We start from the raw sequence: 18,952 nt of genomic DNA on the forward strand, positions 1-18,952 counted from the left end.
CGGTGGCATTGCTTGTTGCAAGTGATTCTAGACGACGGAGCGCCCTCTTGACCAGCGCCAAGCCCCTGCGCGCACGTAGCCTTCAGGGCCAGCATCCCGAAATCTGAGGTGACGCTTCTTTCAAAACGATTCAGGAGAACGCCGCCTTTTTGAAAAAAGGCGGCACCCAAAAACTTTTATTCTGAAAGGGATATCCACCAGTGCGCTTAAGGCCGAAGCCCATGAATTTTTTATGACACGCGCAAAATCCTGATTTTTCTAGCCCGAAGGCACCAGCGGCTGTTCGGCTGGCAGCAGGTCGGCCAGCACATGTGCGGCCAAAGCGCGGGTGACCGGGCGACCCGAGGCAAGGGCTGCGTGATCCAGCCGGTTCGCAGCCTCCTGCATGGCAAGTGCCGTGCGCGGCAGGCGGCGCAGCAGCCACTCCACCACCGGCTGCGCCACCACGATCTGCCGCTCGGCCAGCAGGCGCAGCAGCAGCACGCGCAGCAACCCATCCCCCGGCTGGCTGATGGCCACAGCCATGGTCGCACGCAACCGGCTGGCCAGGTCCGGCAGGGCTACCGCCCAGCGTGCAGGCGGCGTGCGCGCGCCAAGCAAAAGCACCATGCCATGCTCGCGCGCGGCATTGATCAGGTGCAGGAGCGCGCGCTCATCGGCGCATTCATCGGCACGATCGAGCGCAATGGCCATGAGCGGCACGCGCGCGCCACAGGCCGGGAACAGGGCCGCCACATGCGCGTGCGACAGGCTGGCCCCGTGCAGCAGCCGCGCGCCATGACGGTGCGCCCAGATTTCAAGCAGATGGGTCTTGCCGGTGCCTGCCGCCCCCCACAGCGCCAGCCTGCGCTCGGGCCATGGCGTGGCGCCGAGCAGCCAGCTCCGGGCTGCGGCATTGGAGGCGGCAAAAACGAAATCGGCGGCACGGAAACGCGGCGTGTGGGCAAACGGCAACACCATCTGGCCGATCACCCCGGCAGGCGTGTTTTCATCCGTTTTCAGCTTCGTATGCTCAACCACCGCTTTGTGCACAGCCCCGCCATGACGTAAAGAAAGCCGGAAGTCCGTTTGAACCCGGCTCCAAGGGCGGTTTTCATAGCCTGCGCGAGGGAGTCCGGGAAAGTGATAGTTTGCTTGTGAAAAAGGCCTGCTGCATGACGTCCGCCCCCCGCCCGCCAAAGCCTACCTCCGACAACGCGCCAAGCGCCACCTACCGCGATGCCGGGGTGGACATTGCCGCCGGTGACGCGCTTGTCGAAGTCATCAAGCCTGCGGCAAAGGCCACGGACCGCCCCGGCACCATGGGCGGGCTTGGCGGATTCGGCGCGCTGTTCGACCTCAAGGCTGCCGGTTTTTCCGACCCCATCCTCGTGTCATGCACCGATGGCGTGGGCACCAAGCTCATGATCGCCATCGAAAGCGGCCTGCATGAAACCGTGGGCATAGACCTCGTGGCCATGTGCGTGAACGACCTTGTGGTGCAGGGGGCAACGCCGCTGTTCTTCCTCGACTACTTCGCCACCGGCAAGCTTGCCGTCGAGGATGCCGCCAAGGTAGTGCGCGGCATAGCCAAGGGCTGCGCCGAGTCGGGCTGTGCGCTGGTGGGCGGCGAGACCGCCGAGATGCCGGGCATGTACGGCCCCGGCCATTACGATCTGGCTGGCTTTTCGGTCGGTGCGGCCGAGCGCACGGCGCTGCTGCCCGGCGATATCCGCCCCGGCGATACGCTGATCGCGCTGCCTTCGGCGGGCGTGCATTCCAACGGGTTTTCGCTGGTGCGCAATATCGTCAAGCGCAGCGGGCTGGGCTGGGATGCCCCCTGCCCGTTTGCCGATGGCCTCACACTGGGCGAGGCGCTGATGACGCCCACCACGTTATACGTTCGCCCCGTGCTCGACCTGCACCACGCGGGCCTGCTGGTGGGCGCTGCCCACATTACGGGTGGCGGCCTGCCGGGCAACCTGCCGCGCGTGCTGCCTAAGGGCGTGCGCGCCGTGCTTGATGGCACGGCCTGGCCGGTGCCGCCGGTGTTCCCTTGGCTGGCAAGCATTGGCAATGTCACCACCGAGGAAATGCTGCGCGTGTTCAACTGCGGCGTGGGCATGGTGCTGGTGGTGCGCGACACCGATGCCGCCATGGCGAAGCTAGCCGAGCGCGGGCAGCAGGCCTTCATCATCGGCACCATCACGCAGGGTGAAAGCCCGGACAGCCCGGCCACGCTGACCTTTGATGAACTGCCCAAACTGCGTGACTGACCTGGTCCCGATGCACAAAACACCCATCGCCATCCTCATCAGCGGGCGCGGCAGCAACATGCGCGCGTTGATTGCAGCCTGCGCGCGGCCTGACTACCCTGCCCGCATTGCCCTGGTGCTGAGCAACAACCCCGACGCGCCGGGGCTGGACGTGGCGCGGGAAGCCGGGCTTGAAGCCCGCGCCATCGACCACCGCGCCTACCCCCGCGACCGTGAAGGCCACGAGCGCGCACTTGACGCAACACTGCGGGCTGCGGGCGTAAAATATATCTGCCTTGCGGGCTACATGCGCCTGCTCACACCATTCCTGACCACGGCGTGGAAGGGGCGGATGCTCAACATCCACCCCAGCCTGCTGCCCGCCTTTCCTGGTCTGCACACGCATGAGCGCGCGCTGGAAAACGGCACCCGCATTCACGGCTGCACCGTGCATTGGGTGACGGAGGGCATGGATGAAGGCCCGGTCATAGGCCAGGCCGCAGTACCCGTGCTTGATGGCGACACGCCAGATACACTGGCCGCCCGCGTGCTGCTGCAGGAACACAGGCTCTACCCCGCTGCCCTGCACCGCGTGCTGGCTCCGGCCACGACACCCGCGCCTGATGCGGCAGCCAGCCTGCTGGCGGTGTAAACACGTTTCCGGGCGCTGTCTTTTTTTTTAAAAGGCAGCGTCCTGTCGAAGCTTTTTGAAAAAAGCTTCACCAAAAAATTTTTCTCTTCTGCTTTTATCGTAGCCGGATCTCTGTGTGACCTGAGCTATCTTTCCGCTTTCCAATAACATTGCGTGCGATAAAATATTTATGCACAAATCAGTCCACAGGCACAAAAAAAGCCGACCCGAAGGTCGGCTTTTCCGCAACCGGAGCATAACGCCCCGGCCTTTCCTGACCCAGAAGGATCAGGGCAGGATCTCGGTGCCAGCGAAGAAGAAGGAGAGCTCGTTCTTCGCGTTCTCGAGGCTGTCGGAGCCGTGCACGGAGTTGGCTTCGATGCTCTCGGCAAACTGGGCGCGGATGGTGTGGGCTTCGGCCTTCTTGGGGTCGGTCGCACCCATCACTTCGCGGTTCTTCAGCACGGCGTTCTCGCCTTCAAGCACCTGCACCACGACCGGGCCGGAGATCATGAAGGACACGAGGTCGTTGTAGAACGGGCGCTCCTTGTGCACTTCATAGAATGCGCCAGCGGTCGCCTTGGTCAGCTGGATGCGCTTCTGGGCAACGATGCGCAGGCCATTGCCTTCGAACACGGCATTGATCTTGCCGGTCAGGTTACGGCGGGTCGCATCGGGCTTGATGATGGAGAGGGTACGTTCGACTGCCATGGGACAGCTCCTTTCAACGGGTTGCAAAATATACGAGGCGGCATTGGACATAAGCCGACATCACCTTACAACCGCCATCTAGAGCATATCGCCGCAGACTGGTAGGTACAAAGCCGCACGAAACCAGCCATGCCCCCTTTATTGCCGGAGTTTTCCGCCCGTGAGCCTGCTCGTCATATCTGACCTGACCCTGCGCATTGCAGGGCGCACCCTGCTCGATGGCGCGAGCCTGAGCATCGACCCCGGCCGCAAGATCGGCCTCGTGGGCCGCAACGGGGCGGGCAAGTCCACGCTGCTGGCCGCCATTGCGGGTGATATCGCGCCCGATGGCGGCTCCATTCACCTTTCCGCCCGCGCGCGCATGGCGCGCATCAAGCAGGAGGCCCCCACCGGCTATGGCTCCCTGCTCGACACCGTGCTGGCGGGCGATACCGAGCGCACGAGCCTGCTGGCCGAATCCGAAACCTGCGCCGACCCCGCCCGCATTGCCGATATTCACGAGCGCCTGCTGACCATTGATGCCCATAGCGCCCCCGCCCGTGCCGCCGCCATCCTGTCCGGCCTTGGCTTTGATGCCAGCGCCCAGGCCCGCCCGGTGTCCGACTTTTCGGGCGGGTGGCGCATGCGCGTAGCACTCGCCACGGCGCTGTTCCTCAACCCCGACCTGCTTCTGCTTGACGAGCCAACCAACCACCTCGATCTCGAAGCCACGATCTGGCTCGAGAACTGGCTGGCCCGCTTTGGGGGCGCGGCCCTGATTGTCAGCCATGACCGAGGGCTGCTCGACCGCGCGGTGGATGCCATCGCCCATCTCGACCGGGGCAAGCTCACGCTCACGCCGGGCGGATATGAGGAGTTCGTGCGCATCCGCACCGAGCAGGCGCTGCAACAGGCCCGCATGGCCGAGCGCATCAACGCCAAGCGTGCACATATGCAGTCCTTTGTTGACCGTTTCCGCGCCAAGGCCACCAAGGCCAAACAGGCGCAGGCGCGCATCAAGGCGCTGGAAAAACTGCCCCAGATCGACAGCGTGGTGGAGGATACACCCAGCCACTTCTCCTTCCCTGAGCCCTCGCCCCTGCCGCCGCCCATGCTGACCATGGAGCGCGTGAGTGCGGGGTATGGCGATCACACCATCCTGTCCAACCTGTCGCTGCGCATCGACATGGAGGACCGCATCGCCCTGCTTGGCGCGAACGGCAACGGCAAATCCACCTTTGCCAAGCTGGTGGCGGGCAGGCTGGAGCCGCAGTCGGGCACGATCCAGCACAGCCCCAAGCTCAAGGTGGGCTATTTTGCCCAGCATCAGGCCGAGGAACTGCGGCCCGCTGAAACCCCGGTTGATCACATGGCCCGCGCCCTGCCCGAGGCCACGCCGCCTGCCGTGCGCGCGCAGCTTGCCCGCTTCGGGCTGGATGCGGAGCGGGCCGAAACGCCTACGCGCGACCTGTCAGGCGGCGAAAAGGCCCGCCTGCTGCTGGCGCTGGCCACGCGTGATGCACCGCACCTGCTGATCCTTGATGAACCAACCAACCACCTTGACCTTGATGCGCGTGACGCGCTGATCCGCGCACTGGCCGAATTCGAGGGTGCGGTGCTGCTGATCAGCCATGACCCGCATCTGGTTGAACTCGTGGCCGACCGGCTGTGGCTGGTGGGTGATGGCACGGTGCGCCCGTTTGAGGGCGACATGGCGGAATACCGCGTCTGGCTGACCGAACGCGCCCGCGCGGTGGCCGCAAGCAACCCCGACCGCCCCGCCGCCGCCCCAAAGCGCGATGACCGCCGCGAACGCGCCGAGGCCCGCAAGGCGACTGCCCCGCTGCGCAAGCGCATCCGCGATGCCGAGCAGCTTATGGCAAAACTGGTGGCCGAACGCACAAAGCTTGAAGCCCGCCTCGCCGACCCCAGACTGTATGAAACCGGCAAGCCTGACGAAGTTACGGCGCTCAATACCCGCCTTGCCGCCATTGCGCGCGAACATGACCGTGCGGAGGAAGACTGGCTGGAAGCAGAAACCGAGCTTGAAGCTGCGAATGCGGACTAAAACCGATAAAAGGTTTGGGTGAAGCTTTTTTTCAAAAAGCTTTGAAATAAAGGCGACACCCGAAACTTTTATTATTTAGAAGCAGCCTTCCCGGAAGCGGGCAGCCCGATCAGGAAGATCCCCAGCCCCACCGCCGAAAGGCAGGCCCCGGCCCACCCCACCGACTGCGCGCCATAACCCGCCGCAATCACCGCCCCACCAAGCCATGCCCCAAAAGCGTTGGCGATGTTGACGGCGGAATGGTTGAGGGCCGCCGCCAGTCCCTGCGCCCCGGCTGCCACATCCATGAGCCGGGTCTGCAGCGCGGGCAGCAGGGCGATGATGCAGCCGGTCAGGCCAATTACCGGCAGGATCAGCCATACATTGCCTGCGCAGAGCGCAAACAGGCATGACATGAGCGTGCTCGCCACCAGGGTTATGATGATCGCCAGCACCGGGCTGACATCAACCAGCCGCGCGCCCGCCATGTTGCCCGCCACCATGCCCAGCCCCCACAGCATCTGGGCTACCGGCAGTACGCCAGCGGATACGCCCGTAACGCCCAGCAGCACGGTGGAAAGATAGGTGCCGACGCAGAACATGCCACCAAACCCGACTGCCCCCGTGGCCAGTGTCAGCCAGACCTGCGGGCGCCCGAGCGCGCCAAGCTCGCGCCGCAGGGAAGGCGCATGGGCACGATCAACCGGCACCTGCGGCAGGCTGTGCGTCATCAGGCCAAACGCCACGATGCCCATGAGCGTAACCAGCCCGTAAACCGCGCGCCATCCCAGGGCTTCGCCCACCCACGTTACCAGCGGCACGCCCACCACATGCGCAATCGTAAGACCCGAAAACACGCCCGCTACGGCCCGCCCCCGGCGCGCGGGTGGCACCATTGCCGCCGCCACCAGTGCTGCCACGGCATAAAAGGCGCCATGCGGCACCCCGGTCAGAAAACGCAGGGCTACCAGCGTGCCGTACCCGGGTGCGAGCGCACACCCGGCATTGCCCGCCACGAACACGGCCTGCAGCACCAGCAGCAGCCTGCGCCGGGGCATGCGGGCGGCAAACAGGGTTACAAGCGGCGCGCCCACCACCACACCCAGCGCATAGGCGCTGATGACATGACCTGCCACCGGCACGCCAACGCCGAGCGAGCGCGCCACGTCGGGCAGTAGCGCCATGAGCGCGAACTCACCCGTGCCGATGCCGAACGTGGCCACCGCCAGGGCCCCCCAGGCCGCCCATACGCGCCCTGCCGCAAGGGGAACCATGTTCGCGTCACTCACATATCCGCCCTTTCCCGATGGAGAAGATTGGCTTACCGCTTGCACATCAATGCGGCATTAACCCATCAGGGGCCATATCACCTTATCAGACCATCCGTGGCAGAATTTCACCCTCCGGCAATCCGTGCGCCCCGCCATGCGTTATCCGGGTTCACGCCACGCGCACGCCATTCCCGTTTTCCACACGTTCCATGCCCACCATACGGACACATAGATGACAGCCTCCCCCCCCACGGCTCCTTCTTCCAACGAACCCGATTCAAAGCCTGCCCACCATAAGGATGACATAACCGACCCCCGCGCCATCCAGCTTGCCCGCATCTATGCCCTGCTGCGGCTGACGCTGATCGTGACTATCGTGGTCATGCTGATCTGGGTCGTGGGCGACGTGCTGATGGTCATCTTTGCCGCGACCCTGGTGGCCGTGATCCTGCATAACCTTGCCGGTCTTGTTGAACGGCGCATGCGCATGCCTTACTGGCTGGCACTTTCCACCGTGGTGGTGGTGCTGATCGGCGCCCTGACCGGCCTGATCTGGAGCAGCGGGCCAGAAATATCGGAGCAGGCGATCAAGCTGCGCACCGCCCTGAGCGAGCAGGCCCACAACCTGCGTGACAGCATGGGCCATTCCTCCACCGGGCGGATGATCCTCGATAACCTGCCCACCACCCTTGGCGGCAACGAACAGACTTCGGGCAATGCCGGATTCGGTTCCATCGCGGGGTCGATGACCGGCTTTGTCTCCTCGGCCTTTGGCGCTGCGGGCACACTGGCCGTGATCCTGATCGCGGGGCTGTATTTCGCCATCTCGCCAGAAATCTATGTCAATGGCATGCTGCGGCTGATCCCCCACCCCTACCGCAAGACATCGCGCACGCTGCTGCTGACCGCAGGCCGCACGCTATGGGCCTGGACGGCAGGACAGGCGCTGGACATGACGGTAGTGGGGCTGCTGTCCTTCATCGGGCTGTGGTGCATTGGCGTGCCGCTGGCCCTCGCCCTGGGCGTGGTGGCGGGAATGGCCAATTTCATCCCCTATATCGGGGCCTTCGTGGGCGCGGTGCCTGCCGTGCTCATCGGGCTGTCACAGGGCACGCGCGAGGGGGTGATGGTGCTGGGGCTTTACGCCGCCATCCAGTTCTTTGAAGGCAATGTCATGGCGCCACTCATCCAGCGCCATGCCGTCAAGATGCCGCCGGGGCTGACCATTCTGTCACAGACGATCTTTGGCACCATTCTGGGTATTCCGGGCCTGATCCTGGCGTCCCCGCTCACCGCCGCCCTGCTCGCTACCATGGACAAGGCCACGCCAAAACTGGATGATGACGAGCGGGTATAGTCCAGAAGCTTCAGGCAACGCCGCCTTTTGAAAAAGGCGGCACTCGGAAACCTTGATCTTTTTATCAGGCCTGCAGGGTATTCACATCCACATGCGCCATGCCTGCGCGGGTCGCTGCCTGCATGCCCTCGCGACTGTCCTCGAACACGAGGCAGGTGGCGGGCGCACAGGCAAGGCTGCGGGCAGCAAGCAGGAACATGTCCGGCGCGGGCTTGGGGTGGTTCACGTCATCAATGGTGATGATGACATCAAACAGCTTCTCAAGCCCGAGATGGCTCAGGCAGGCCGAGACAACCTGCCGCGACCCGTTCGAGGCCACCGCCATGGGCAGGCGGCCATGATACGCACGGGCGATATCGGTCACGACCGTGATCTCGCGCAGCACATGAAGCTTGCGCAGCATGCTGGTCCGCGCGTTCGAGATGATGCCGTCACGGTCCACCACGCGGCCAAGACGCTGCTCGACAATATCGAGCACCATGTGCTCGGACATGCCGCCATGGCCGTGAAACCACTCTGGCGGCACACCCTGGCCAATCGCATCTTCAAGGGCTGTGAGCCAGCCTTCACGGTACAGCGGCAGGCTGTCGACCAGCGTGCCGTCGCAATCAAAGATCAGGCCCTGCGTGCCCGCGCGGACAAGGCTCATGGGAAAGCCGACCGGGCATAATCATGCTGGTTGACCAGATCACGCAGCGCGTCGAAATCCTTGTCCTTGTAGTGATGGAAGCGGATCACGGCGCCGGGGCGTTCCTCCACGAACACGGTGTTGTTCCAGTCAGCAGCGCTGATGCCGGTCCATAGCGTGATGCGGTACGGCACGGCGGGGCCACTGGCCTGCCTGCCATCGGGCGCCACCTGCATTTCCATCACGGCATCACCGCTTGAAGGCGGGGTCTGGCCCAGCGGGCCCCAGCCCTTGGTGTGAGCCTGCAGCCAGTCATTGAGGGTCTTGACCTGCGCTGCCGTGAGCGTGCGCTCACGCCGCATGGGGCCGACCGCAATGGTGCCCGACTGCATGGTGGGGAAGCTCAGCGGCCGGAAATTGGGCATGGCCATGTACCACAACCCTGCTGCCGTGCCGATGGTGATGAACAGGAACCCGATCAGCAGGGCGGTTTCGCGTCTCATTGGCGTATGGTCTCCTTATGCACACACAGCCGCGATAACCCGGGCCACGTCATTGTCCGACAGTTCCGGATGTAGCGGAAGCGCCATGATCCGGCGCGCAAGATCTTCGGCCACCGGCAGCGATGCGCCATCATGGCAGGCCGCATAGGCTGGCTGGCGGTGCAGCGGCCGGGGGTAATAGATGGCCGAGGCCACGCCACGGGCCTTGAGCTTTTCCTGCATGGCGGCACGATCGGACTCGCCTTCGGTCAGCACGGAATAGATCGCCCATGAGGACTCGCTATCCGCCACGCGGGCGGGGGGCACCAGATGGCCCGCAATGCCTTTGTCATAGGCGCTGGCAATGGCGCGCCTGCGGGCAAGCTCGGCATCGAAACGGTCCATCTTGGCCAGGAGGATGGCGGCCTGCAGCGTATCGAGGCGGGCGTTCATGCCCGTGTGCAGCACCTCGTAGCGGGTCTTGCCCTCGCCATGGGTGCGCAGAGAGCGGTAGAGTTCGGCGCGTTCGGGGTCATCGGTCAGGATCGCGCCCGCATCGCCATAGGCGCCAAGCGGCTTGGAGGGAAAGAAGGACAGCGTGGTCGCCACCGCCTCGCGCCCGAGCCTGCGGCCAGACAGGCTCGCGCCATAGGCCTGCGCACAATCATCCATAAGGAACAGGCCCTCCTCCGCCGCGATGGCGCGCAGCGCGGGCCACGGCGCAGGCTGGCCGAACAGGTCCACCCCGATCAGCGCGCGCGGACGCAGGCGGCCGGCCTTGCGCACATCGGCAATACGCTGGCGCAGGTTTTCAGGGTCGATCTGGAAGGTGTGCGGGTCCACATCCACAAAGACCGGGGTGGCGCCGAGCACCAGCGGCACCTCCGCCGTGGCGGTGTAGGTGAAGGCGGGCAGGAACACTGCATCGCCTTCACCGATTCCTTCGGCCATCAGCACCACCTGAATGGCATCGGTGCCAGACGAAACCCCCACGCACTCCGCTGCGCCCACGTAACCTGCCAGCCGGGATTCGAGTTCGGCCACTTCGGGGCCCATGACAAAGCGGCAGTGCCGCATCACCGCATCGACACGCTCGCGCAGTGCATCGGCAATGGCGGCCTGCTGTCTGGGCAGGTCAAGAAAACCTATGGGTGCCTGCGCCGGAGCGTTCATGATGCATTCCTTTCCACATCGGCCTGCCCCGCCGGGACCTGTGTGACCATGCCGTGCGGGTTATGGACAAATTCGGGTACGAGCCTGCGCGCAAGGTCCAGCGCCTGCGCGCTGTCACCCTGGCGACATGCCACTGTCAGTGCATCCATGATATTGACGACCTGCGCAAGGTCCACCGTACGCGGCGTTGCCATCCGCAAACCGGGACAGCCGGTGGGTTGCAGGATTTCCTGGCTGTAAAACAGGTCCTCGGCCAGCTTTTCGCCCGGTCGCAGGCCGGTAAAGCGGATCTGCACGTCACGCCCCGGCCGCAGCCCCGCCAGCACGATCATCTGCCGCGCAAGCTCAAGGATGCGCACCGGCGTGCCCATGTCGAGCACGAACACCCCGCCCCGGCGCAGCAGGGCGGCTGCGAGCCGGTCCTCCTGCGCGCCGGTGCCACAGGCGCTGGCCTGCAGCACCAGCCCCACGGCTTCTGACACGGTCATGAAATAGCGCCGCATGCGCGGGTCGGTCACCGTAAGCGGGCCGCCGCGCGCAAGCTGGTGCTGGAACAGCGGAATGACCGAGCCGGTCGAGCCCATCACATTGCCAAAGCGCACGGTTACGCAGCGCATGGCGTCAGGCCCACCCTCGCGCCGGGCGCGGGCATCAAGGGCCTGGCAGTACATCTCCGCAATGCGCTTTGACACACCCATGACGCTGGCGGGATTGACCGCCTTGTCGGTCGAAATGAGCACCATGGCCCGCACACCGTGGCGGCTGGCCGCATCGGCCACGATGCGGGTGCCGGTCACGTTGGTCAGCAGTCCCTCGCACGGGTTCGCCTCCACCATGGGCACCTGCTTGAGTGCGGCTGCATGAAACACCAGTTCGGGCCGATAGCGGGCAAAAACCTGCTCGATGCGCGCGGGGTCGCGTATGTCGGCCAGAACCAGATGGCGCTTCAGCGCGGGCGCTGTTGCTTCAAGGTCGATATCCACCTGCCACAGCGGGAACTCGCCCATATCAAGCAAAATGAGTTCCGCAGGCTCATGGCGGGCGATCTGGCGCACCAGTTCCGCCCCGATCGAACCACCTGCCCCCGTTACCAGCACCCGCCTTCCGCGCAGCATGCTGGCCAGCCCCTGTTCATCCGGTGCTACGGGCTGGCGCGGCAGCAGGTCGGTCAGCCTTACGGGGTGCAGCGGAGCGCGTGCGGCACCTGTCAGGCCGGACAGGTCGGGCATGCAGCGCACCGGGGTGCCGCTTTCATGCGCCATGCGCAGAACGGTGGAAAGCCGCTCGCCCCGGCATTGCGGGTCAGCCACCACCACCATCCAGTCTTCATCCGCCCCCAGCGCCGCCAGAATGGCGCGCAGGTCGCCCACTTGCCCCAGCACGCGCAGGCCGCGCAGCCTGCGGCCGGGGCGGCGCTGACGACCTTCAAGCACCAGCCCTGCAACCCGGCGGCCCATATGCGGCACCAGCGACAGGAAGCGGCTGGCATCTTCTCCATCGCCCAGCACGATTACGCGCTGGCTGCCCCCAAGCCCCCGCAGGCCCTGCCGCCAGTACTGATAGCCCCCTCGCACGGCCGCCAGCAGCACGAACGCCGCCATGCCGTAAACCATGCCAAAAGCCGGTGCAGCCGCGCCCAGCAGACCTGTGGCCCCCAGCACCAGCCCGCCCGCGAGCGCGCAGGCCCCGCCCAGCCGCCAGAAATCGGACCGCCCGGCAAAACGCCAGTGCTGCTGGAAGATGCGGAACGGCCACCCCGCCACGCCAAGCCCCGCCATGCCCAGCACCTGCACGCTGCCGGGCCACACGCTGCCAGATACCGGGGCCTGATAACCGCACGCCCAGCCCGCAAGGCTTGCCGCCAGCCCCCCCAGGACCGTATCAAGCATGCAGTTCAGCGCTATGGTCCGTGTCATGCGCAGGCACTCGGTCATGGAGTGAGCGCTGGAGGATTGCGTTGCCATTACCCCCTTCCTATAGCCGAGCCAGCGGGGGGCAAGAAGGAGAGATCATGCCCCGGACCCAGCTTTCATGACCTTTGTGCATGCCGGTCATGGCGCGACCATGCTTTTCATGCTGCTGCTGCTGCTTGGCGCAGGCGCGGTCGGGGCTGCCGTGCTTTCGCGCCGGGTCATCGGGTTGCGCATACTGGACTACCCCACCGGGCGCAGCGCCCATGCCCGGCCCGTGCCCAAGGGCGGCGGGCTGGCCATTCTGGTCGTGTTCGTAACCGGCGTGCCACTGGCGCAGATGATCTGGCACCATACCCCCACCCTGGCTGACAAGACCCTGCTGGCCGCTACAGCCTGGCTGGGCCTGTTTTCATGGCGCGACGACATGCACCCCATGCCCGCACTGTGGAAGCTGGGCGCACAGGTGCTGGCGGCATTGCTGGTGGCCTGGGGCAGCCTGGGCATACTGCCGCATGATGGTACTGCATGGGGCATGCTGCTGGGGCGCAGCCTGTGGCTGGTCGTGCTGTGCAACGTCCTCAACTTCATGGATGGGCTGGACGGGCTGGCTGCGGGCTGCACCCTGCTGGCCTGCGTGGTCACCGCCATTTTGTGCCTGCATGCTGGCGCAGGGGTCGATACATGGGGCACGGCGCTGGTCATGGCTGTGGCCATTGCCGGTTTCCTGCCTTTCAATTTTCCCAACGCGCGGCTGTTCATGGGCGATGTGGGCAGCCAGTGCTGCGGGCTGGTACTGGGCGCGCTGGGGCTGCACATGGCCAACCTGCCGCCACTGGCGCATGGCTGGGCGCTCATGCCGCTCATGCTGTCGGGCCTGCTGGCCGATGTGGGGGTAACGCTCCTGCGCCGCACCATGCTGCGCCGCCCGCTCCTGCAGGCGCACCGGGAGCATATCTACCAGATGGCCCATCGCGGCGGCATGCAGCCTGCCACCATCACCGTGCTGGCCTGGGCGGCCACGCTCTGCGGCGCGGGGGCGGCGTGCGCGCTGGCAGGCGGCGTGATCGGCCTGCCCGCCGCAGCAGGCGGCGTGCTGGCGCTGCAACTGGCCTGGGCCGTGGTGGTGATCAGGCGCGTGCGCCATACGCCGGGATTGCGGTGGTAGAAACGAAACAGGGGGAATGGCCCAGCGACCATTCCCCCTGCCGATCGTGACAGATAACGGATTTTACTTGCCGGTAAGGGTAATCTTCATGCCCTGGGCTGCGGCGGCAAGGCGACCGCCGGAACTTGAGGTATCGAGCCGGATGCGCACGCCCGCGGGGTTGTTGAGCAGGACCGCGCCAATGCCGGTGCCCGCTGTCACATCACCGTTGACGGCGGCGTAGCTGCCCTCGAAATCCTTGACCGAATGCAGGTTATAGACCGTGCCGCTGCCCTTGATGTTGGCATAGCCCACGGCTGCGAGCGACCCGCCCTCGATCTTGAAGCGGTAGGTATGGTGCCCATAGACCAGCTTGCCCGTGCCCCATGTATGCCCCACGCCGATATCAAGCGACTTGAACTTCATGGTGACGGTGCCCGATGGCGTGCCAAGCGAGGACTCCGCGGCCATGGCCGCGCACGGCAGGCTGGCAAGGGGAGCGGCCGCAATGGCAAGGGCAAGCAGACGTCGAGAGATATGCATGGAATGGAAACCTTCCGTCGCGGAATGCACGAAGAGAACCTGCTGCTAACTCAGCTCGCGCGGCGAAGTTCCTCGGTGCGGCGTGCGCGCGGTGCCTTGCGCACGGGGGCTGCCACTTTTTCCTGCGCTGCGGCGGATGTCTCGCTCACGATTGTGCGCAGGTCGCGCAGGAACCCGTTGCCCTGCGGGGTGTGCGTGATCAGCACCGAGCGGCGGTCCATCGGGTCGGCCGTGCGGCGGGCGAGGCGCAGGTCCTCGAGCCGGTCGAGCGCGCGGGTGATCGCGGGCTTGGACACGTTCAGCTCGGCGGCGAGGCCGCGCACGGTATGGGCGTTGTCGCTGAGGTAGCAGGTCAGGAACACGGCCAGCTGGCGTGCTGAAAGGTCGGGCCCGTCGCGGCGAACCATTGCAACAACGGTATCGCGCAGGGACTGCGTCATCTGGTCCGCATTAGCCTGATTAGCCTGTGATGACTTGGCCATCGGTTGGAATCCTCTGTCATGATGTCCGTGCCGGCCAACGGGCCTGCTGGCCGTGGAATCGGACCGGCACGAAATGGTCTCTATCTGGTGGTGCCTATATAATTAGCATTTACGGCATATATAAGTCGCATCTGGCAAATTAGTTCGATTTCATAATTGTTTCTTTAACGGCGCGTTCGTTTCGTCAAGATTAAATATTTTTAATATCCCTGCATAAGTCGCTCTTAAACCAAGGCTTTCTCCGCCTTCCGGCCGGCCGGGGCGGTCAGAATCGTTCCAGCCATAGGTATCGATATGAACCCAGCGCACATCAGTTTTGACAAAATTCTCTAAGAAAAGCGCCGCTGTAATCGCCCCTGCCGTCGGTTTGGATGAAATATTGTTCAGGTCTGCCACCGGACTGCGCAGCCATTTGCGGTAGCCCGGCCACAGCGGCAGACGCCATAGCGGGTCGCCGCAGGCGCGTCCTGCCCCCTCCAGCGCAAGGGCTGCTTCATCGCTGTTGCTGAACAGCGCGGGCATGTCGGGGCCAAGCGCTACGCGGGCGGCCCCGGTCAGGGTTGCGGCATCGACCAGCAGGGCGGGATCATGCTCGCACGCGGCATGCAGCAGGTCGCACAGCACCAGCCTGCCCTCGGCATCGGTATTGCCCACCTCCACCGTCAGCCCCGCGCGCGTGCGCACCACATCGGATGGGCGCATGGCGCGGCCCGACACGCTGTTCTCCACGCAGCCCAGCCGCAGTTCCAGCCGCACCGGCAGGTCGCGCAGCACCACCAGCCGCGCCAGCGCGAGCATTATGGCAGCGCCCCCCATGTCCTTTTTCATCCGCAGCATGGAGGAAGGCGGCTTGAGGTCGTAGCCGCCAGTATCAAAACACACGCCCTTGCCCACCAGCGACAGCAGCGGGGCATCCTCGGGCGCGGTGCTGCCGCTCCAGCGCGCCACCACCACGCAGGGCGCGCGCTCCGAGCCCATGCCGACATGGAACACGGTGGGAAAATCCTGCTCCAGCCGTGCGCCGCGGATGACCGACACATCAGCGCCCAGCGGCTCAAGCGCCAGCTGTGCCGCGCGCGCCAGATCATCAGGGCCCATCAGGTTGGGCGGCGTGTTGATGAGAGAGCGCGCCAGGTTGATGCACTGCGCTACCGGGCCTGCCGCCAGACCTGCCGCATCAACCACCAGCCGCGCCCGTGGCGGCTTTGGAGCACCGTCGCGCCCGAAGGCAGGCATGCGATACGCGCCAAGGCAGAAGCCAAGGGCCATGTCGGCAGCCACGATATCCTCTGGCGCGCTGATGCGCCACAGGCCGCTTGGCAGCGAGTCGGGCAGGATGCCGAACACGAACGGGTCGGCCCCATCCCCCGCTTCCGGCACGCCCAGCACGGCGGTGGTGATGTTGCCATCCGCATCGGGCAGGCCCTGCACCTGCCCGTAACGGGCAACAAAACCGGCCTGCAGCGCAAAACGCGCCGCCTTCTCGCCCACCAGCGCCTCAAGCCCGCCCAGAGCCGAGGGGCGGATGGCGTGCACCACGCCTACAGGTTCATGGCCCACGTCGTGCGCGGCGACCAGGCAGTCGGGATGTTGCGGCATGTTCATGGCGGTCCTCGGTTGCGTCAGCAGTTATTGGCGTCAAGGGTGCGTCCGCCATCGCGCCAACGCAACACCCTGTGGCGCAACCCGGGGCAGACCCACGTGGTTTTGCTTGCATTTCCGTCCACTTGGCCGGAGCATACCTTCATGACGGGTGTACCCTCGGGGCTTCGTGGCCCCCATCGCGCAGCGGCCGGGCATCGCTCCGGCCCCCATTCCGACCAGGTGGTCCGGGCTGTGCTCGGCCCGACCAATACCGGAAAGACGCATCTCGCCATCGAGCGGCTGCTCTCGCATTCCAGCGGGGTGATCGGCTTCCCGCTCCGCCTGCTTGCCCGCGAGAACTACGACCGCATGGTGGCCCGCAAGGGCGCGCATGCCGTGGCGCTGATAACGGGGGAGGAAAAAATCATCCCGCCCAAGGCGCGCTGGTTTTCATGCACGGTCGAGGCCATGCCGCTCGACCGCCGGGTGGAATTCGTGGCGGTGGACGAGATCCAGCTCTGCGCCGACCCGGACCGGGGTCACATCTTTACCGACCGCCTGCTGCATGCGCGGGGCACGGCGGAGACAATGTTCCTTGGCGCCGACACCATCCGCAACCTGATCCGCCGCCTTGTGCCGGGCATCGAGATCGAACACCGCCCCCGCCTTTCGCAGCTCACCCATGCGGGCGCATGCAAGCTGACGCGCCTGCCGCCACGCTCGGCCATTGTCGCGTTCTCGGCAGGCGAGGTTTACGCCATTGCCGAACTGCTGCGCCGCAGGCGGGGGGGCTGCGCCATCGTAATGGGCCAGCTTTCACCGCGCACGCGCAACGCGCAGGTGGCGCTGTATCAGGAAAAGGAAGTCGATTACCTCGTCGCAACCGATGCCATCGGCATGGGGCTGAACATGGATGTGAACCATGTGGCCTTTGCCAGCCTGTCGAAATTCGATGGTTCACGCATCCGCCCGCTCACGGCAGGCGAGATCGCGCAGGTGGCGGGGCGTGCCGGGCGCGGCCTGCGCGATGGCACGTTTGGCACCACCGGCACCTGCCCGCCTTTGCATGAGGAACTGGCCGAGGCGGTGGAGCAGCACCGCTTCGACCCGCTCACCCGCCTGTCATGGCGCAACAGCGCGCTTGATTTCTCCTCGCCCGCCACCCTGCTTGGCAGCCTCAACCAGGCTTCCCCCCGGCCTGAGCTGATTGCAGGGCATGAAGCGAGCGACGTGCTGGCCCTTTCAGCACTCTCGGCCAACGCCGACATCCGCCCGCTGGTCCATTCCCGCGCGGCGACCCGGCTGCTGTGGGAGAGCTGCCAGATCCCCGATTTCCGCAAGCTCGGCGATGACAGCCACATCCGTCTGTGCGGGCGCATCTTCACCCACCTGATCAGCGATGGCCGCATTCCGGCTACATGGATGGAAAACCAGATCACCCATTTTTTCCAGACCGATGGCACCATCGACACGCTGATGCAGCGCCTGGCGGGGATTCGCGTGTGCAGCTACATCGCCGCCCGCCCCGGCTGGATCGCCAGTGCCGAACACTGGCAGGCCCGCACGCGCGAGGCGGAGGACCGGCTGTCGGACGTGCTGCACGAGCAGCTGACCGCCCGCTTTGTCGACCGCCGCGCCACCACGCTGATCCGCAGGCTGGATGAAGGCGGCCACGACAACCTGCTCTCCGCCGTGACCGCGCAGGGCAATGTGGTGGTGGAAGGCCACGAGGTTGGCCGGATTGCGGGCCTTGACCTGATTGCGGGCGAACATACCGATGCCGAGGATGGCCGCCTGCTCATGCGTGCCGCCCGCCGCGCCGTGCGCAGCGAGATTCCCCGCCGCGTGGCGCTTCTGGTGCAGGATGACGACCAGCAATTCACCTTCTCGCCCGATGGCACGCATATCATGTGGCAGGGCATGAACCTCGCCCGCCTGCTGCCGGGTGCCGATGTGCTCTCGCCCCGCCCGCTGGTGCTCGACAACCCACTGCTCGACAATGCCCAGCGCGAACGAATCCGCAATCGGCTCCAGGCCTGGATCGGGCAGGTCGTGCGCGAACATCTTGCCCCGCTTTTTGCCGTGCAGGCCGCCGTTGCTGCCACGCCTGAGCTGCGCGGCATCGTTCACCGCCTGCTCGAAGGCGCGGGCATTGCCCCCCTGCACCGGGGCGAGCGGCTCCCGCCCGAGATGCTGGGCCGCCTGCGCAGGCTGGGGGTGCGCGTAGGCCATTACACCCTGTTCATGCCCGCCATCCTGAAAGAGCGCCCGCTGCAGTTGCGCGGCTGGCTTGTAGCCATCAGCCTGAACATGCCCTGCCCCACCCTGCCCGCCATGAGCCGCATCACCCTGCCGCCCGATGCCCTGCCCCCGGCCTTCATGGACCGCATGGGCTGGCTCGCGGCAGGACCTGTGCGCATACGGCTCGATATCGCGGAAAAATTCATTCGTGAACTGGCCCGCCTGACCCGTCGCGCGCCCGTGCCGCTGCCATCGCATCTGGCCTCACGGCTGGGCGTGCGCCGTGAAATGCTGGCCGCCGTGCTGAAGGGGCTCAACATGCGCGTGCACCACCCCCGCCCCATGCCTGCTGACCGCTACGGGCCACCGGCCCCGATCATGATCCGCTTCCATGCGGAAGGCGAAAACACCAAGGCCGAAAAACCCCGCCCGGCGCAGCACCGCCAGGCCAGCAGGCGCGCTGCTGCCCGGCGCCCCCTGCGGCCCGACAGCCCCTTCGCCGCCCTTGCAACCCTTCTGGATCGGCCCTGAG

At 65.6% G+C, this 18,952-nt stretch carries 16 protein-coding genes; 6 read left to right on the forward strand and 10 right to left on the reverse strand.

The window, feature by feature from the left end:
• Positions 1–258 precede the first annotated feature (258 nt).
• Entirely contained in the window at positions 259–1,020 is a 762-nt protein-coding gene (locus FMA36_RS01750; protein WP_159260329.1) for a P-loop NTPase family protein, read from the reverse strand.
• 134 nt (positions 1,021–1,154) lie between these two features.
• Between FMA36_RS01750 and purM the strand changes: the two genes are divergently transcribed.
• Both purM and purN read left to right on the forward strand, forming a co-directional pair.
• Positions 1,155–2,255: a phosphoribosylformylglycinamidine cyclo-ligase gene (gene purM, locus FMA36_RS01755; RefSeq protein ID WP_159260331.1), complete on the forward strand. Its 1,101-nt coding sequence runs from the start codon at positions 1,155–1,157 to the stop codon at positions 2,253–2,255.
• Between the two features lie 10 nt (positions 2,256–2,265).
• The gene (gene purN, locus FMA36_RS01760) at positions 2,266–2,886 is read left to right on the forward strand and encodes a phosphoribosylglycinamide formyltransferase (RefSeq protein ID WP_159260333.1); all 621 of its coding nucleotides are present in this window, start codon (positions 2,266–2,268) and stop codon (positions 2,884–2,886) included.
• A 267-nt stretch (positions 2,887–3,153) separates the two neighbouring features.
• On the opposite strand, the gene ndk is transcribed toward purN, so the two are convergent.
• Positions 3,154–3,576: a nucleoside-diphosphate kinase gene (gene ndk / locus FMA36_RS01765; RefSeq protein WP_159260335.1), complete on the reverse strand. Its 423-nt coding sequence runs from the start codon at positions 3,574–3,576 to the stop codon at positions 3,154–3,156.
• Between the two features lie 160 nt (positions 3,577–3,736).
• Between ndk and FMA36_RS01770 the strand changes: the two genes are divergently transcribed.
• Positions 3,737–5,623, forward strand: a complete 1,887-nt coding sequence (locus FMA36_RS01770) for an ABC-F family ATP-binding cassette domain-containing protein (protein ID WP_159260337.1) — start codon at positions 3,737–3,739, stop codon at positions 5,621–5,623.
• A gap of 71 nt (positions 5,624–5,694) precedes the next feature.
• On the opposite strand, the gene FMA36_RS01775 is transcribed toward FMA36_RS01770, so the two are convergent.
• Positions 5,695–6,786 (reverse strand): MFS transporter, encoded by a 1,092-nt coding sequence (locus FMA36_RS01775; RefSeq protein ID WP_408885656.1) that lies wholly within the window; start codon positions 6,784–6,786, stop codon positions 5,695–5,697.
• 319 nt (positions 6,787–7,105) lie between these two features.
• On the opposite strand from FMA36_RS01775, the gene FMA36_RS01780 reads away from it, so the two are divergent.
• On the forward strand, positions 7,106–8,230 hold the full coding sequence (locus FMA36_RS01780) for an AI-2E family transporter (protein ID WP_159260339.1): 1,125 nt from the start codon (positions 7,106–7,108) through the stop codon (positions 8,228–8,230).
• 64 nt (positions 8,231–8,294) lie between these two features.
• On the opposite strand, the gene FMA36_RS01785 is transcribed toward FMA36_RS01780, so the two are convergent.
• Genes FMA36_RS01785 through FMA36_RS01800 form a run of 4 tightly spaced genes read right to left on the reverse strand, consistent with a single transcriptional unit; the run spans position 8,295 to position 12,477 of the window.
• Positions 8,295–8,879: an HAD family hydrolase gene (locus tag FMA36_RS01785; RefSeq protein WP_159260341.1), complete on the reverse strand. Its 585-nt coding sequence runs from the start codon at positions 8,877–8,879 to the stop codon at positions 8,295–8,297.
• A complete protein-coding gene (locus FMA36_RS01790) occupies positions 8,876–9,361 on the reverse strand; it encodes a hypothetical protein (RefSeq protein ID WP_159260343.1) in 486 nt (161 codons plus the stop codon). Before FMA36_RS01790 ends, FMA36_RS01785 begins: the two co-directional genes overlap by 4 nt.
• 15 nt (positions 9,362–9,376) lie before the next feature.
• Positions 9,377–10,513 (reverse strand): DegT/DnrJ/EryC1/StrS family aminotransferase, encoded by a 1,137-nt coding sequence (locus FMA36_RS01795; RefSeq protein WP_159260345.1) that lies wholly within the window; start codon positions 10,511–10,513, stop codon positions 9,377–9,379.
• Positions 10,510–12,477 (reverse strand): polysaccharide biosynthesis protein, encoded by a 1,968-nt coding sequence (locus tag FMA36_RS01800; RefSeq protein WP_240906447.1) that lies wholly within the window; start codon positions 12,475–12,477, stop codon positions 10,510–10,512. The genes FMA36_RS01795 and FMA36_RS01800 overlap by 4 nt, the downstream gene beginning before the upstream one ends.
• Before the next feature lie 67 nt (positions 12,478–12,544).
• Between FMA36_RS01800 and FMA36_RS01805 the strand changes: the two genes are divergently transcribed.
• The gene (locus FMA36_RS01805; protein ID WP_159260347.1) at positions 12,545–13,591 is read left to right on the forward strand and encodes an MraY family glycosyltransferase; all 1,047 of its coding nucleotides are present in this window, start codon (positions 12,545–12,547) and stop codon (positions 13,589–13,591) included.
• A gap of 63 nt (positions 13,592–13,654) precedes the next feature.
• On the opposite strand, the gene FMA36_RS01810 is transcribed toward FMA36_RS01805, so the two are convergent.
• The 3 genes from FMA36_RS01810 to FMA36_RS01820 all read right to left on the reverse strand — a co-directional run bounded on the left by FMA36_RS01810 (position 13,655) and on the right by FMA36_RS01820 (position 16,200).
• Positions 13,655–14,113: a hypothetical protein gene (locus tag FMA36_RS01810; protein WP_206065157.1), complete on the reverse strand. Its 459-nt coding sequence runs from the start codon at positions 14,111–14,113 to the stop codon at positions 13,655–13,657.
• 50 nt (positions 14,114–14,163) lie between these two features.
• A complete protein-coding gene (locus FMA36_RS01815; RefSeq protein WP_159260351.1) occupies positions 14,164–14,595 on the reverse strand; it encodes a MarR family transcriptional regulator in 432 nt (143 codons plus the stop codon).
• Between the two features lie 150 nt (positions 14,596–14,745).
• Positions 14,746–16,200, reverse strand: coding sequence for a leucyl aminopeptidase family protein (locus tag FMA36_RS01820; RefSeq protein ID WP_159260353.1), 1,455 nt, complete (start codon positions 16,198–16,200; stop codon positions 14,746–14,748).
• A gap of 141 nt (positions 16,201–16,341) precedes the next feature.
• Here FMA36_RS01820 and FMA36_RS01825 point away from each other — a divergent pair, with 141 nt between their 5' ends.
• Positions 16,342–18,951, forward strand: coding sequence for a helicase-related protein (locus tag FMA36_RS01825; protein ID WP_159260355.1), 2,610 nt, complete (start codon positions 16,342–16,344; stop codon positions 18,949–18,951).
• Position 18,952: the final 1 nt, after the last annotated feature.

Source organism: Komagataeibacter xylinus (assembly GCF_009834365.1).
Lineage (GTDB): Bacteria > Pseudomonadota > Alphaproteobacteria > Acetobacterales > Acetobacteraceae > Komagataeibacter > Komagataeibacter xylinus_D.

Bases quoted from the DNA above. Each gene is read 5' to 3' on its own strand.
- FMA36_RS01790 (WP_159260343.1), bottom strand. From the start codon at position 9,361: ATGAGACGCGAAACCGCCCTGCTGATCGGGTTCCTGTTCATCACCATC.
- ndk (WP_159260335.1), bottom strand. From the start codon at position 3,576: ATGGCAGTCGAACGTACCCTCTCCATCATCAAGCCCGATGCGACCCGC.
- purN (WP_159260333.1), top strand. From the start codon at position 2,266: ATGCACAAAACACCCATCGCCATCCTCATCAGCGGGCGCGGCAGCAAC.
- purM (WP_159260331.1), top strand. From the start codon at position 1,155: ATGACGTCCGCCCCCCGCCCGCCAAAGCCTACCTCCGACAACGCGCCA.
- FMA36_RS01775 (WP_408885656.1), bottom strand. From the start codon at position 6,786: ATGGCGCTACTGCCCGACGTGGCGCGCTCGCTCGGCGTTGGCGTGCCG.
- FMA36_RS01820 (WP_159260353.1), bottom strand. From the start codon at position 16,200: ATGAACATGCCGCAACATCCCGACTGCCTGGTCGCCGCGCACGACGTG.
- FMA36_RS01795 (WP_159260345.1), bottom strand. From the start codon at position 10,513: ATGAACGCTCCGGCGCAGGCACCCATAGGTTTTCTTGACCTGCCCAGA.
- FMA36_RS01805 (WP_159260347.1), top strand. From the start codon at position 12,545: ATGACCTTTGTGCATGCCGGTCATGGCGCGACCATGCTTTTCATGCTG.
- FMA36_RS01785 (WP_159260341.1), bottom strand. From the start codon at position 8,879: ATGAGCCTTGTCCGCGCGGGCACGCAGGGCCTGATCTTTGATTGCGAC.
- FMA36_RS01800 (WP_240906447.1), bottom strand. From the start codon at position 12,477: ATGGCAACGCAATCCTCCAGCGCTCACTCCATGACCGAGTGCCTGCGC.
- FMA36_RS01815 (WP_159260351.1), bottom strand. From the start codon at position 14,595: ATGGCCAAGTCATCACAGGCTAATCAGGCTAATGCGGACCAGATGACG.
- FMA36_RS01810 (WP_206065157.1), bottom strand. From the start codon at position 14,113: ATGCATATCTCTCGACGTCTGCTTGCCCTTGCCATTGCGGCCGCTCCC.
- FMA36_RS01780 (WP_159260339.1), top strand. From the start codon at position 7,106: ATGACAGCCTCCCCCCCCACGGCTCCTTCTTCCAACGAACCCGATTCA.
- FMA36_RS01825 (WP_159260355.1), top strand. From the start codon at position 16,342: ATGACGGGTGTACCCTCGGGGCTTCGTGGCCCCCATCGCGCAGCGGCC.